We start from the raw sequence: 11,670 nt of genomic DNA, 5'->3' as shown, positions 1-11,670 counted from the left end.
AGATCGAACCATGCGAGTGAGTGTTTTGACATTCAGCGCGCTTCTAATAGGATTTACGGCCGTTCAGGCTCATGCTCAGAACGCGGCTCAGGACATCACCAATCTTTTGCTCAGCAACCGGTCTGGAGACTGCGCGGACTATGCTGGAGTGTATTCTGCTTCAGTGGAAGATGTCACGCGACAGCAACACTTTAGGCTCAGGACCGGCTCTGTTGCACAAATCGTGGTTTGAACGGATCTCCCCTTTCCCCGGACGGACTTATCCTATTGGCTCAGTGACGGGTATGCCAATAGCTGTGTAGCGTTTGAGCACCGCGATCCGGACCTGCAGTTCAGCGACCTGCCGTTCGAAGTCCCGGGCTTTGAGGCCTTGGCCAAGCAGTTTTACGCAGTGCATCTTTGTTTCTGCGCGGCTCCGTCGGTGATATCCGGTCAACTTTCTCCATAAGGCGCGACCAAGATATTTGCAGGCCCTAACGGCTTCATTTCGCGCGATAGTGCCTGCCGTGGTTGGCTTCCAAAGTTGGGCATTTTTGCGCGGCGGGATGATGGCGGCGGCTCCCCGAGCGGCAATCACATTGTGGCATTTCCTCGTATCGTAAGCACCGTCAGCTGTGACGGTGGCGATCTCTTGATCTGGTGGGATTTGTTCCAGCAGGTCGGGGAGCATTGGAGCATCACCCACGTTGCTTGTCGTGACGCCAACCGCGCAGATCTCCAGTGTTTCCTCGTCCATTCCGAGGTGGAGCTTGCGCCAAAGGCGCTTCTTTGGCCCGCCATGCTTGCGAGCGTTCCACTCTCCCTCACCCTCGGCTTTGATCAAGGTTGCATCAATCAACAGATGCAACGGCCCAGTTCCACCACGGTATGGGATGGAGACATTCAACGTCTTTTGGCGACGACACAAGGTGCTGAAGTCCGGGATCTTCCAGTCGAACCCTGCCAGCCGTAACAAGCTTTCGACGAAACCGGTCGTCTGACGAAGGGGCATGCCAAAAAGCACCTTCATCGACAGACAAACCTGGATCGCGGCGTCGCTGAATTCAGGTTGACCACCGCGCTTGCCTGTCGCTGGCGCATACCAGGTCATCTCGGGATCAAACCAGATCGATAGTGAACCGCGCTACTTCAGCGCCGTGTTGTACGAAGGCCAGTTCCTGGTCTTGTACTTCGTAAGGGTCCAACTGCTCATGCCCATCAGCTAGCACTCTGGATTCAAACAGTGAATTCCTCACCCCATTTGTGCAACAAAGCCAGATGCCACGCAAAGAAGTGCCATGTCGTAGGGTCCCGCAGCCATGCACGCGTCGAAATCAGTAAAGATCCGATCTTCGGGAATGCCGAATGTCGTTGCAGTTGTTTGCATCTTGTCCCTATCCGGATCGAATACCCCAGCGATTTCCGCTTCGGGATGATCGTGAACCATCCGAAGCAAATCACCCATATGCATGTGATCGAAACTGATGCCGACGATCCGGAATTTTGCCAATGGAAACCTCCCTTAGCGCGTGCCGGTAATCCTGACGTAGAGCGCGGTAACTGCGAGGATGATCAGCCCAAACAGGGCAGTACGTGCACCTTCCGGCATCTGCATCAAGGTTAGCATAGTATCGAGTACACGCAGTATTAGCGCGCCCACAATCGCACCTGCGAAACTGCCACGACCTCCGAAGATTGATGTGCCGCCAATCACCGCCGCAGCGACAGAAGGTAACAATAAGGGGTTGGCAAGGCTCAGCGAAGTTTGGCGGATCATGCCGAGATAGAGCAAGCCAGCCAGCGCGGCGATCAAACTTGAAAGCACGTAGAGCCCCAGATAGACCTGCCAAGCTCGGACCCCGGACAGCTTAGCGGCCTGCTCATTGGAACCCAGGGCGAACAGCAGTCGACCAAATCCCGTGTAGCGCATGAGCCACAGGATAAAGAGAGCAAACGGGATGAATACAAAAAGGCCGTTCGGCATTCCAGCCGTGCGGCCGGTTCCGAGCCAGGCAAGGAAGGCGGGAATTTCGGTGCCAGCATTGATGACGAGGCGTTGATAGACCTGCAGGCATCCGGTGGCGATTAACCCTGTTCCTAGGGTCATGATCAATGGATGGACCCGGACCAATCCCACGCCGATGCCATTTACAACGCCCACAACTAAGCCGGCTGACAGCGCGATCAATACTGCAGGTGTCACGCCCCAAATCGCACTAAGTGTTGCGCAAACGAAGGCTGACACGGTGGCAACTACCCCGACCGAGAGATCTATTCCTGCGGTTAGCATTGTTAGAACCTGACAAGCCGCAAGCATCGCCAACGGAATTGCAAACTTGATCAGGTTGCCAACCCAAAAAGTAGAGATCAGCCCATCTCGACCCGCTCGGACCGGGGTAACGATACCTGGCCGCAATATTTCGAGCACAGCGATCATCAAGACAAGGAAAACCAATAGCGGGATGATCGGGTTGTCCCGCAGATAACGGCCAAAGCGGACCATCGGCAGATCTGTGGTGTCCATGCTCATCGGCGGGCTCCCTTTAATGAAGCCGCCGTGCCCAGCATAACGACGAGAACCATAATTGTGCCTTCGATAATCGTGGTCACGTTTGGATCGACGGCAAGCAATGTCAGGATCGTTCGAATGATCCGCAAAATGAACACCGCAATTATCGGCCCAAGCAGGCCGCCTTTGCCTCCGCCCAGTACGACGCCGCCAAGTACTACGGCCGCGACCGAGGCCATAAGATATGGCCCCGGAACCGGCTCTCCAATCCCGGTCAGCGCAGCGAGGCTTAGACCGCCCATGGCACAAAACAGCCCGCATAGCGCATAGGCTGCTATCTTTGTTCTTCCCACTGAAACACCAGAGCGGAAGGCGGCAAGCTCGTCTGATCCGGTGGCGTAAATCGAGAGCCCGAGTTTGGAGCGCCGGATTGGCAACCAGACAACAGCGATGCCAAAGGCAACGATGAGCAGTGCCTTGGGCAGTCCGGCGAATAGAAAGTGACCGCGTATTGCCTGTTCCAGCCAATCTGCAGTCGCGCCGCCCGGTGTCTCAAGGATCAACAGCGCGACGCCTTCCCACACAAACAGCATGGCGAGTGTCACAACGATATCGGGCACGCGCGTTACAACGATCAAAAGACCATTGATCAACCCCATCAAAAACCCGACCCCCAACACGATAAACAAGGCCGGTACACCGGCCATGCGCTCCATCAGAACGGCTGCAGTCACAGCACAGACCGCCATCATAGACGCAACAGACAGGTCGATACCGCCGACGATTACGACGATGGCCATACCGGCGGTTGCGAACGCAAAGGGCAGGGCGGCGCGGGCAATACTCTCCAGTCCTGACGCACCGAAAGTTGGCTGTATCAATTTTGTGATGGTCAAAAGGACCATGAGAAGAACCGCTAACCCCATGACCCATGCGTGTTTTCGGATGGCCACGCTCACGCCGTGCCCTCCGCCTCGGTTAGGCCATAGGCCGCACGCATCAGTGTTTGTTCATCCGCGTCGGCCGCATCAATCACATCAACCACGCGACCGTGGAAGATTACGACCGCGCGGTCACAGGCAAGTGGGATTTCTTCCAACTCGGACGTGTAGAACAGAACCGCCGCTCCTTGATCTGCCAACTCACGGACAAGCGGGTAAATCTGGCGTTTTGTGCGCACATCGATGCCACGGGTCGGATCGAACAAAAGCAGAGTTTCAACACCTGTCGCCAGCCAGCGACCAATGGTGACTTTCTGTTGGTTGCCACCTGAAAGCCTTTGCACCTCGCCCTGCGCGCGTGTGTCGATCTGCAGTTTCTCGACCGCATAAGCGACCCGATCGCGCTCATGCCTCAGTTTTATTGGCCCCCAGTTCTTGAGCCGGGCTGAAAATGGCAGAGCGATGTTTTCTTTAACTGACCTTTGCGCCAGCAGAGCGTCTGAACGATCGCCCGGAACGAAAGTTATCCCGACTGCAATGGCGTCGGCGGGGTGGGCGAAGTTTACGGGCTTTCCATCAACTTCCATCGATCCTGAAGATGGGCGATCAAAGCCCGCCAGAACCTCAAACAGTTCATCCTGCCCCTGACCCTCAAGCGCGACCACGCCTAGGACCTCGCCGGGGAATAAGTCGAACGAAACATCCGAAAAACTGGGCTCAAACGCCAGTGACTTAATGCTCAGGCGCGGTGTATTAGCCTGAGGTTCATTTGTTTGAAGGATCTGACGTGTTCCAATGTCAATCTTTTGACCCAGCATCAATTCGACCACGCGTTCTTCTACGCCAGGTTCAATGTCGAGATCTCCGACTGACATGCCATCCCGCAACACAGTGGCCCGATCGCACAGTTCCGAAATCTCGGTGAAACGATGAGAAACATAGATCACGCCCATCCCGTCATTTGCTTTGCGCCTTACGGTCTTCAATACGCGTTCAACCAGATCCGTCGGCAGCGCTGCGGTCATTTCGTCCAGCAAGAGGACATCAGGTTCAACGGCCAAAGCGCGTGCCAGATCGAGGATGCGAAGCGTAGCAAGTGGCAGGTCGCCAATCATTGCCGATAGTTTCAGGCCTTCGATGCCAAGTTCTGTAACCCAGTTTTGAAACTGTTCGACAGGTGTGTCTGTCAGCCGAAGATTGTCGGATACGTCGAGATCAGGAATGAGTGAGGGTTCTTGATAAACCGGCACCAAACCGGAACGGCGCGCCTCGGCGGGGCTTCCGACAAACGCTTGTTTGCCTCTGATCAATACCTGTCCAGCGTCGGGTTTAAGGGCACCGGTAATGATCTTGACGAAAGTGGACTTGCCAGCACCATTTGCGCCCATCAAGGCGACGATCTCGCCTTCGGCGACCGTGAGGTGCGCATTGGTCAACGCACGTACGGCACCAAAACTTTTGGCCACGTCAGACGCGTCGAGAAGTGGTGTGCTGCTCATGGAAGTCCTTGAATACCGAGTGGGTTGGATTTGCCTTCCGCCCAGCTAAAGGCGGAAGGCCAGTCAATTCGGATCAGCCCTCGCCGGGTCCCTTACAGTCGATGATTTGTTCCATCGTGTAGTCGGTCCAGCCGGGAACCGTCACTGATACGGGCCACTCTGGGTCAAGGTTAGGATTCTGAGCCGCTGTGATCGTTTCACGGCCTGCGTCCGTCGCATTCTCCCAAAGCACAGGGTCGACAAGAACGGTTTTGTTCTCAGGTGCCTTGCCGTTCAGAATGTCGACAGCCAAAGCAATGCCTGCGCCGCCGACTGAGCCAGGATTTGTTACCGCTGCGCCATTCAATCCCTCAACCTCGGTCAAGTATTGAACAAATCCTGCGTTGTCGGCGCCAACGATCGGAACCAGGGGAGCGCCGGATTCAGTGAACGCGTCGACGATTACATTGTCGATACCGCTGGTCCAGACACCGTCAAACGGGATTCCGGTGGCCAGGTAATCGAAGATCTGCTGCTTGCCCTGGTCTTGCTGCCAGCCGGTGAAAACCTCGTGCACCACATTGATATCGGGGTGTTCAGCTAATGCTCTTTTGAAGCCGTTGTCTCGATCTGTATCGGCTGAGACGCCAGCAATGCCACGCATGTAGACAACGTCACCTTTGCCTCCGAGTTGTTCAAACAACCATTTGGCACCGAGGTAGGCGTATTCTTCCTGATTGTTCGAAAGAATGTAGGCACCTTCAGCTGAAACGCCGGCATCCACGGCAACAACGACGATATCTTGCGCCATTGCTTTTTCCAGTGCTGAATTCAAAGCATCCGGGTTGGAGGGGTTCAGGACAATTGCGTCAACACCTGCTTCGATGAGGTTGTTGATGTCTTCCAGTTGCCCGGCTGAATCGGTGTTGCGATGCGCGACGATCAGGTTTGTCACATCGGCTTCGACCAAGGCCTGCGCTCGCATGGCGCAGATCATCTGTTCGCGCCAGCCATTGCCTTGAACGGTGTTGGACACGCCAATAGTGTACTGCTTGTGCCCATCAGCCATTGCCATGGTCGAAAGAGAAGCTGAAACCGCAATTGCAGCAACGCCATAGAGTAGGTTCTTCATTTCATTTTCCTCCCAGTTTTAGTCATTTCAAATTTGATAATTTCTTCACTTGATGAATGGTGACAGGACATCCCGGGCCAGCAGAAAACCCCGCTTGACCTTTTCGTCAGTCCCTTCGAACAATCGGTCTTCATGTTCTATAATGATCGGACCGTCGTAACCGGCGCGGTACAGGCCGGAAAAGAAACCGGCCCAGTCCACATCGCCCAGCCCGCAAAGCCGTGGTATTTGCCATCCCATGCCGGTTGACATCACCCCGTTCTCATAAAGCCCGTCCTGGTCAACCATCACGTCCTTGGCATGGACATGGGCCATGTATGGGCCAAATTCTTTGATGAACCGTTTTTGATCGATGAACTGCCAGATCAGATGTGAAGGATCGAAGTTCATGCCAACCGCATCGCCCCATTCCTCGAATATCCGCCGCCAGATTCTTGGCGAGTAAGCAATGTTGTGACCCCCGGGCCATTCGTCATAGCTGAAGATCATCGGGCAGTTTTCAAAACACAGACGCACACCAGAGTTTTGAGCGTGCTTCACGATAGGGTCGAAAATATCGGTGGCACGCTCCCAGTTCGTGTCGAGATGCAGAGTGCGATCTCCGCCGACGAATGTGTTGACAACTTTGATGCCCATCACGCCAGCGGCTGTGATTACCTTGTTAAGATGCCCAATGACTTCGGCCCGGTGCTCTGCATCGGCGTGGAGCGGGTTGGGATAGTACCCCAGACCCGAAATCTCGATACCCTGATCGCCGAGCTGCCCAACAATTTCAGTGCCCTGATCCGCAGAAAGGCCATCTACGTTGATGTGGCTGGTTCCCGCATAGCGCCGTTGTTCGCCACCTGACGATGGCCAGCAGGCGACCTCCATCGCCGAAAACCCATTGGCTCCGGCCCAGGCCGCCACCTCAGTCAATTGAAGGTTTTCGAATGGTGCAGTCAGTAAGCCCAGTTTCATGTCATCGCCCTCAAATTTCGCTCAAATCGACCCAGCGGCTCTCACTCGCCGATTTCACGACGGCATCGCAGAATTGCATCTCGTAATGGCCGTCCTCAAATGTGGCCCATGTGCTGCCTTTTTGCCGCCCGCCTGCGATGACGTCGGCATAGACCGCCCGGAAAAAGTTGAAGAATGAATCTGCGAACCCTTCGACATGCCCGGGCGGCAAGGTGGCGGCTGCGATCCCCGGACCGTTCATCAAGGTGAAGTCACGCATCAGGGTCTGGTTGGGCGCGTCACGATGCCCAATGAACAGATGATCAGGAGTTTCACTGTCCCAAGCCGCACTGGCATTTGCTCCGGCGATGTCCCATTGCAATGAGTTCTTTCGGCCCATGTTCACCTGAGATGTGCTCATCACGGCCCGCGCTCCGTTCTCATATCGGATAAGGATCATGGCAGCATCGTCGGTATCGATGTGCACAGTCTCGGTTTCGCCGGTTCCGGTGGTAAATGTCTCAACCGGGCCAAGAGGTTTCTGGCGTTCCGGAAGGAAGGTTGTCAGCTCTGCAAAGACGGAGGCCGCCTTCAACCCGGTGACGAAGCTGGTCAGATCAACCCAGTGCGTTCCGATATCACCAACCGAACGCAGCACGCCGCCCATTTCGCTTTCCAACCGCCAATTCCAGTCGTTGGATTTAGCTAGCCAATCCTGGTGGTAATGCCCTGTAATTAAACGAATATCTCCCAGTACCCCGGCCTGCACCATTCCGTGAGCCTGCTGGTTCAGTGGATAAAACCGAATGTTGTAGCAAACCGCCGCGACCTTTCCCGACGCATTGGCAATGTCGACCATCTCGGCGCTTTCGACGGACGTCATGGCAAGTGGTTTCTCGCAGATGACGTGTTTGCCCGCAGCCAGGATCGATTTCACTTGCGGATAGTGTGCGTGGTTAGGGGTCGTTACGTGCACTACATCGATGTTTTCATCCGCCAACAGGTCTTCCAGAGAGTCATAGGCTCGGGCCACGCTCATTGCCCGCGCCCGTTCCCGTCCGCGCTCTGGCGATGACCCAAGAACACCTCTTACGTCCACGCCCAGACGCCGAAGCGCCTGAACGTGCACTGTTCCTATGAAGCCGGTCCCGATCACTGCGGCGCGAATTTCCGCGAAGTCACTCATTGTGTGCTCCTGTCAAACAACCGAATACCCTCCGTCCACGATCAGGCATGTGCCGGTCACAAAAGCCGCGGCATCGGATGCGAGAAACATGGCTGTTCCGGAGATATCTTCCGGGTGACCCCAGCGCGCCAAGGGTGTGCGTGCTTCAACAGCTGTTGTGAAGCTGGCGTCTTTTCGGGCTTTCGCGGATTGCTCGGTCACGATGAACCCCGGCGCGATCGCGTTCACCCGAATACCGTCTTTGGCCCACGCAATCGCCAGTGATTTTGTCAGTTGTTCTACGCCGGCTTTTGACGCGCCATATGCTGGGTTGAGCGGTGAACCAAAGCGCGCATACATGGAGGCCACATTTATGACGCGCCCTTTCGCGACCGAAAGGGCAGGGTGCAGCGCTTCGGCGCAGCGAAAAGACCCGGTCAGATTTACGTCCAGCACGTGGGAAAAGAACTCAGGTGCCATTTCTTCACCGCGTCGAGTCACCGCCGCACAGTTTACCAAGACGTCAATATGGTCCCGTTCACCTGCAAATTTGTAGACTTCGTCGGTGTTGGTTACATCCAGTTGAATGTAGTCAAATCGGGCAGCGTCCTCTTCGGCGCATTGCGGTTCCACACCGGTAATCTCCACTGTGGCACCCGAGTCCTGGAATTCTCTTGCAATAGCGGCACCAATTCCGGCTCGGCTGGCGCCGATCACCAGGACCTTTGCCCCGGCAAAGTCGAATTTGACCTTCGAAGTCATCAAAGAACCCGGCTTTTGGTGCGTTTGAATTCGGATGCCATCAGTTTCCCTCGCTTGGCGAAATCGTTACTGCAATCGATTACATTTTGGGAAAAACCCACTTTTCAATTCGTGTAATCGATTACATAATCGGCATTGCAATAGATTCGAGTCAAGCTGGAAATCGTCTGACAGGCCATGAGTAAGAAGCCCAAACCCGCCACGATACAGGACGTCGCACTCGCCGCGCTGGTGTCGACAGCCACCGTCAGTCGTGTTTTGTCCAATCCTGATCTGGTGTCAAAATCCACACGGGTCGCTGTCTTGGAAGCCATTCGCGAAACGGGTTATCGCGTAAACCAGGCCGCCCGAAACCTGCGAATGCAGCGGGCAGGGGCGGTGCTGGTCCTTGTTCCCAATCTCGGCAAACCATTTTATTCGGGCATTCTCGCTGGTATCAGCGAGGGGTTCGCCGGGTCGGACTATGCAGTTCTGATCACCGATACCGAAAGCAATCCGCTGCAGGAAGAAACTCTTGCCGGGTACTTTCGAGATGGCCGGATAGATGGCGCAATCTCTTTGGATGGTGGCATTCCTTCGACCGCACTTCAGCAATGCGTCACATACGGCGCGGGCGACCGCATAGTATTTTTGTGTGAGTGGGTGGAAGGCGAGGCCTTTCCGGTGATTTCCAGCGACAACGCCGAAGGTGCGCGATTGGCGATCAGGCACTTGCATGATTTGGGCCACAAAAAAATCGCGCATGTTACCGGTCCTGACGGGAATGTTCTGACGACCGCGCGGCGTGAGGGTGTGGTCGAAGAACGGACGCGCCTGGGGCTTCCCGCGCGGCCAGAGTGGATCATCAGGGGCGACTTCTCGCTGGAATCCGGGCATGACGCCGCCAGACGAATACTTGCTATGGATGATCGCCCAACGGCGGTGTTCTGCGCTGCGGATATGGTTGCTTTTGGATTGATTTCTGGGCTGGTTGCGGGCGGGTTGAAGGTGCCCGGTGACATTTCGGTTGTTGGTTTCGACGATATCGAAATGTCGGGATCTTATGTTCCGGCATTGACAACAATACGACAGGACCGGCACCAACTTGGACGCCGAGCGGCAGAGGTATTGCTGGGCCAGTTGGCGAACCCTGGCAAAGAGCTTCCAATGAAATCAGCGCTTCCCGTAGAGCTTGTAACGCGGGCGAGCTCTGCGCCGGCCAATTAGCGAAGTCAAAATCCAGGCGCCTTTGCTATAGTCAACGAAGACGCGCGGGACGCGCTGTGAGCGCTGGAGAAAGGGGAAATGAGTAAGTCGACCACATCCATTGGCTCTGAACTCACTGTTCGAGATTATTCCCTGACTGGAGCGAATACGCGTCAAGCGATAGAAAACGGTCTGTCGGCCGCAGAGTGGTACCACAGCGATGTCCCTCGTAAGAAGCTGAAATCGCTTATGAAGCGTAGGGATGCGCCGGCCATTCATGACACAGTAATTTGGATCGCTCTGCACTTTGTTTTTGCGGCTGGTGGTCTGTACTTCTGGGGCAGCTGGCTTTGCGTGCCTTTCTGGTTTGCATACGGCGTCGTGTATGGTTCTGCCTGCGACAGCCGTTGGCACGAATGCGGACACGGAACGGCGTTTCGAACCCGCTGGATGAACGACATCGTGTACCACATCGCGTCCTTCCAGATCATGCGAAACCCGGTCAACTGGCGCTGGAGCCACGCGCGGCATCACACCGATACACTCATTGTTGGCCGCGATCCGGAAATAGCGTGGATGCACCCGATCAGCCTCGTCCTGAAAGCGCTTGCGTTTGTGGGGATTGTTGATACCTGGACGTCGCTCAAAACTCTGATGCGAAATGCGATGGGAAACTTGTCGCAAGAAGAGCGGGATTACATTCCGGAAAGCCAATGGCCCAAGGCGGTTTTTTGGGCGCGGCTTCACATTGCAATCTACGCCGCTGTTTTGGTGGTTTCACTTGTAATGCTTGTCTCTGGGGCCGGATGGAAATCTCTGATCCCAATACTCTTGATCGGAGGTCCTCGGGTCTATGGGTGCTGGCATTTTGTAATGACGGGTCTGCTTCAGCATGGAGGGCTTGCGGAGAACGTTCTTGATCACCGGTTGAATTCCCGCACACTTTACATGAACCCGATAAGCCGTTGGGTTTACTGGAACATGAACTACCATATTGAGCATCATATGTTCCCGATGGTTCCGTATTACTCTCTTCCAGCGCTTCATGATCTGATCAAGGATGATCTGCCGCCGCCGAACACTTCGATTTGGGATGGCTACAGGGAAATGATGGGCTCCGTCATGAAGCAGCGAGTAGATCCGAACCATGCCATTCGAAGGTCGCTCCCGCCGACGGCCCGCCCATATCGGGAACATTTGCACTTGGCAGTTCCGGAGAGAAACACGGGGTTAGAAATCGGTGATCGAGGAGGAACGTAATGCCTTGGGTTGACGCATGCGCCGTAGACGATGTTGAGGAAGAAGATGTCATTCGTTGGGATCACGAGGATCAGACTTATGCAATTTTTCGTAGTGTGGATGATGAGTTCTATTGCACCGATGGTCTCTGTACACACGAACAAGTGCACTTATCGGAAGGTCTGGTGATGGAAAATGAGATAGAGTGCCCTAAGCATAATGGGCTATTCGACTATCGCACGGGCAAAGCTTTGAGGGCGCCCGTATGCGAAGATCTTCGCACCTACGAAACCAGAGTAGGAAATGGTCGCGTCATGGTATTGGTGGAGTGATTTTTTGGG

11 protein-coding genes and 1 pseudogene are annotated in these 11,670 nt (G+C 55.1%); 3 read left to right on the top strand and 9 right to left on the bottom strand.

The genetic code is table 11. The annotated features are described in order from the left end of the window. Positions 1 to 259: 259 nt before the first annotated feature. The 9 genes and pseudogenes from DS906_RS03320 to DS906_RS03280 form a co-directional block, all read right to left on the bottom strand. A pseudogene (locus DS906_RS03320) lies at positions 260 to 1,192 on the bottom strand (IS5 family transposase). A 39-nt stretch (positions 1,193 to 1,231) separates the two neighbouring features. Continuing rightward, positions 1,232 to 1,489, bottom strand: coding sequence for a hypothetical protein (locus DS906_RS03315; protein WP_113788817.1), 258 nt, complete (start codon positions 1,487 to 1,489; stop codon positions 1,232 to 1,234). A gap of 12 nt (positions 1,490 to 1,501) precedes the next feature. Next, positions 1,502 to 2,509, bottom strand: coding sequence for an ABC transporter permease (locus DS906_RS03310; RefSeq protein WP_199528455.1), 1,008 nt, complete (start codon positions 2,507 to 2,509; stop codon positions 1,502 to 1,504). Continuing rightward, positions 2,506 to 3,447, bottom strand: a complete 942-nt coding sequence (locus DS906_RS03305) for an ABC transporter permease (RefSeq protein ID WP_113788816.1) — start codon at positions 3,445 to 3,447, stop codon at positions 2,506 to 2,508. Before DS906_RS03305 ends, DS906_RS03310 begins: the two co-directional genes overlap by 4 nt. Further along, positions 3,444 to 4,928: a sugar ABC transporter ATP-binding protein gene (locus DS906_RS03300; RefSeq protein WP_113788815.1), complete on the bottom strand. Its 1,485-nt coding sequence runs from the start codon at positions 4,926 to 4,928 to the stop codon at positions 3,444 to 3,446. The genes DS906_RS03305 and DS906_RS03300 overlap by 4 nt, the downstream gene beginning before the upstream one ends. Positions 4,929 to 5,001: 73 nt before the next feature. Then, the gene (locus DS906_RS03295; protein ID WP_113788814.1) at positions 5,002 to 6,039 is read right to left on the bottom strand and encodes an ABC transporter substrate-binding protein; all 1,038 of its coding nucleotides are present in this window, start codon (positions 6,037 to 6,039) and stop codon (positions 5,002 to 5,004) included. A gap of 45 nt (positions 6,040 to 6,084) precedes the next feature. Further along, positions 6,085 to 6,999: a sugar phosphate isomerase/epimerase gene (locus DS906_RS03290; protein ID WP_113788813.1), complete on the bottom strand. Its 915-nt coding sequence runs from the start codon at positions 6,997 to 6,999 to the stop codon at positions 6,085 to 6,087. Positions 7,000 to 7,009: 10 nt separating this feature from the next. Continuing rightward, positions 7,010 to 8,164 carry a Gfo/Idh/MocA family protein gene (locus DS906_RS03285; RefSeq protein ID WP_113788812.1) on the bottom strand — a complete coding sequence of 385 codons (1,155 nt, stop codon included), beginning with the start codon at positions 8,162 to 8,164 and terminating at the stop codon, positions 7,010 to 7,012. A 12-nt stretch (positions 8,165 to 8,176) separates the two neighbouring features. Continuing rightward, complete coding sequence (locus tag DS906_RS03280) at positions 8,177 to 8,905, bottom strand: SDR family NAD(P)-dependent oxidoreductase (RefSeq protein WP_113788811.1); 729 nt, start codon at positions 8,903 to 8,905, stop codon at positions 8,177 to 8,179. A gap of 177 nt (positions 8,906 to 9,082) precedes the next feature. On the opposite strand from DS906_RS03280, the gene DS906_RS03275 reads away from it, so the two are divergent. The 3 genes from DS906_RS03275 to DS906_RS03265 all read left to right on the top strand — a co-directional run bounded on the left by DS906_RS03275 (position 9,083) and on the right by DS906_RS03265 (position 11,661). Further along, positions 9,083 to 10,111 carry a LacI family DNA-binding transcriptional regulator gene (locus DS906_RS03275; protein ID WP_113788810.1) on the top strand — a complete coding sequence of 343 codons (1,029 nt, stop codon included), beginning with the start codon at positions 9,083 to 9,085 and terminating at the stop codon, positions 10,109 to 10,111. A 78-nt stretch (positions 10,112 to 10,189) separates the two neighbouring features. After that, the gene (locus tag DS906_RS03270; RefSeq protein WP_113788809.1) at positions 10,190 to 11,350 is read left to right on the top strand and encodes a fatty acid desaturase family protein; all 1,161 of its coding nucleotides are present in this window, start codon (positions 10,190 to 10,192) and stop codon (positions 11,348 to 11,350) included. Beyond that, positions 11,350 to 11,661 (top strand): MocE family 2Fe-2S type ferredoxin, encoded by a 312-nt coding sequence (locus DS906_RS03265; RefSeq protein WP_113788808.1) that lies wholly within the window; start codon positions 11,350 to 11,352, stop codon positions 11,659 to 11,661. Before DS906_RS03270 ends, DS906_RS03265 begins: the two co-directional genes overlap by 1 nt. The last annotated feature ends 9 nt before the right edge of the window (positions 11,662 to 11,670 follow it).

The organism is Ruegeria sp. A3M17, assembly GCF_003318255.1.
Lineage (GTDB): Bacteria > Pseudomonadota > Alphaproteobacteria > Rhodobacterales > Rhodobacteraceae > Ruegeria.
The sequence above is the reverse complement of the archived record's forward strand: the minus strand, read 5'-3'. Positions and strand labels throughout refer to the sequence as shown.

Coding starts and splice junctions, on each gene's coding strand:
- DS906_RS03310 (WP_199528455.1), bottom strand. CDS start 2,509: ATGAGCATGGACACCACAGATCTGCCGATGGTCCGCTTTGGCCGTTAT.
- DS906_RS03300 (WP_113788815.1), bottom strand. CDS start 4,928: ATGAGCAGCACACCACTTCTCGACGCGTCTGACGTGGCCAAAAGTTTT.
- DS906_RS03295 (WP_113788814.1), bottom strand. CDS start 6,039: ATGAAGAACCTACTCTATGGCGTTGCTGCAATTGCGGTTTCAGCTTCT.
- DS906_RS03290 (WP_113788813.1), bottom strand. CDS start 6,999: ATGAAACTGGGCTTACTGACTGCACCATTCGAAAACCTTCAATTGACT.
- DS906_RS03285 (WP_113788812.1), bottom strand. CDS start 8,164: ATGAGTGACTTCGCGGAAATTCGCGCCGCAGTGATCGGGACCGGCTTC.
- DS906_RS03280 (WP_113788811.1), bottom strand. CDS start 8,905: ATGACTTCGAAGGTCAAATTCGACTTTGCCGGGGCAAAGGTCCTGGTG.
- DS906_RS03275 (WP_113788810.1), top strand. CDS start 9,083: ATGAGTAAGAAGCCCAAACCCGCCACGATACAGGACGTCGCACTCGCC.
- DS906_RS03270 (WP_113788809.1), top strand. CDS start 10,190: ATGAGTAAGTCGACCACATCCATTGGCTCTGAACTCACTGTTCGAGAT.
- DS906_RS03265 (WP_113788808.1), top strand. CDS start 11,350: ATGCCTTGGGTTGACGCATGCGCCGTAGACGATGTTGAGGAAGAAGAT.